Annotated in this window: 1 protein-coding gene and 1 pseudogene; one reads left to right on the top strand and one right to left on the bottom strand. The window is 70.9% G+C overall.

Annotation, left to right across the window (positions count from 1 at the left end):
- Positions 1–89: 89 nt before the first annotated feature.
- A complete protein-coding gene (locus VOI19_RS18840) occupies positions 90–1,148 on the top strand; it encodes an NAD-dependent epimerase/dehydratase family protein (RefSeq protein WP_323794468.1) in 1,059 nt (352 codons plus the stop codon).
- Positions 1,149–1,249: 101 nt separating this feature from the next.
- On the opposite strand, the pseudogene VOI19_RS18835 reads toward VOI19_RS18840, so the two are convergent.
- Positions 1,250–1,879 (bottom strand): annotated as a pseudogene (locus VOI19_RS18835) (hypothetical protein); the annotation flags it as partial.

The raw sequence follows: 1,879 nt of genomic DNA, 5'->3' as shown, positions 1-1,879 counted from the left end.
AACTCCTGACGTTCTCAGGGGTAACTTCCCCTGAGAACGTCAGGAATCCCCGGTGATCCGGGGATTCATCCACCGGGCACACTGACCGCATGAAGATCCTGCTCACCGGCTCCGCCGGGTTCATCGGCTCGGCGATCGCCCACACACTCGAGGCCGATGGCGACGAGGTCGTGCGCGTCGACCTGATGTTGCCGCAGGCGCACGGCTCGGCCACGGCCCCCGACGGCACCCACCAGCTCGACGTCCGCGAGGCCGTCACCGGTGACGCCTGGGCGGGCCTGCTCGAAGGCGTCGACGCGGTGTGTCACCAAGCCGCGGTCGTCGGCGCCGGCGTCACGGTCGCCGACCTGCCGGCATACGCCTCGCACAACGACCTCGGCACGGCCGCCCTGCTCTCGGCGATGCACGACGCCGACGTCCACCGTCTGGTCGTCGCCTCCTCGATGGTCGTCTACGGCGAGGGCCGCTACACCTGCGAGACGCACGGTGACCAGGTGCCTGGTCCGCGGGCTGTCGCCGCGCTCGACTCCGGCGACTTCGAGAACCACTGCCCCCACTGCGACGCCACGCTCGGCTGGTCGCTGGTCGACGAGTCCGCTCGGCTCGACCCGCGCAGCTCGTACGCCGCCAGCAAGCTCGCGCAGGAGCACTACACCTCCTCCTGGGTGCGCCAGGCCGACGCCTCGGCGGTCGCGCTGCGCTACCACAACGTCTACGGGCCCGGGATGCCCCGTGACACGCCGTACTCCGGGGTCGCGGCGATGTTCCGCAGCTCGCTGGAGCGCGGGGAGTCACCGCGGGTCTTCGAGGACGGCGGCCAGATGCGCGACTTCGTGCACGTCGCCGACGTCGCGCGGGCCAACGTCCTGGCGCTGCGCTCGGTCGTCGCCGAGAAGTCCGGCCACTACGCGGCCTACAACGTCGCCTCGGGCCATCCGGTCACGATCCTCGACGTGGCCGAGAAGGTCGCACAGGGCACTGGTTCGGGTCAGGACCTGGCTCCCGAGATCACTGGCGGCTACCGGCTCGGCGACGTCCGCCACATCGTGGCCTCGCCCGAGCTGGCTCGCGCCGAGCTGGGCTTCGCCGCGGCGATCCTGCCCGACCAGGGCCTTCCGGACTTCGCCACGGTGCCGTTGCGCGCCTGACGCACTCCACAACCGCCACTAGGTGGAACATCTGATCAAGCAGGTTGATCAGAAACTCCACCCAGTGGCGGAGCGCCGTCCAGCAGTGACGGCATCGGGGTTCACCAGGAGTGGTAGACGAGGTGCTCGAGGAGCAGCGCCGAGACGATCGGGACGGCGATCCCGACCCGGCGCCAGCGCTCGGGCAGCAGGGCCAAGGACACCGTGACCCAGGGGATGAACGGGAGCCAGATGCGTTCGACCTCCGCGCGGCTCATCTGCGACGACGTCGCCAGCAGGATCATCAGCACCCCGGCGGTCGCCAGGATCAGCACCGTGCGGTCGGCACCGGCACCGGCACCGGCACCGGCACCGGCACCGGCACCGTCACCGTTGCCAGCACCCGCCGCCCGACGTGCCTGCACGAGCCGCCAGCCGAGCACCGCCACGCCGGCGCCGATCAGCAGGCCGCCGGAGTAGAGCACGAGCGCGAGGTCGGCCCAGGTCCAGTAGAGGCCCGGACGGCTGGAGGCCAGGCCGTCCCAGTAGCGCTCGGTGAGCACGGGGTAGGCCTCCCACCAGCGGAAGCCGAATGGCACGAAGGCTGCGACCGGCACCAGCGCGGCCACGAAGGCGATCGGCAGCGGCCGCCAGGACCGAGCCGCGATGAGCACGGCAAGTGCGAGCACGCCGAGCAGCGGGAGCCCGTAGGAGAGCAACATGCACCAACCGAGCAGCACCCCGCTGAGGAC

Source organism: Nocardioides sp., assembly GCF_034670285.1.
Taxonomy (GTDB): Bacteria; Actinomycetota; Actinomycetes; order Propionibacteriales; family Nocardioidaceae; genus Nocardioides.
This window is presented reverse-complemented; position numbering and strand designations above follow the sequence as displayed.

Excerpts from the sequence above, each read along its gene's own strand:
- VOI19_RS18840 (WP_323794468.1), top strand. The coding sequence starts at position 90 with ATGAAGATCCTGCTCACCGGCTCCGCCGGGTTCATCGGCTCGGCGATC.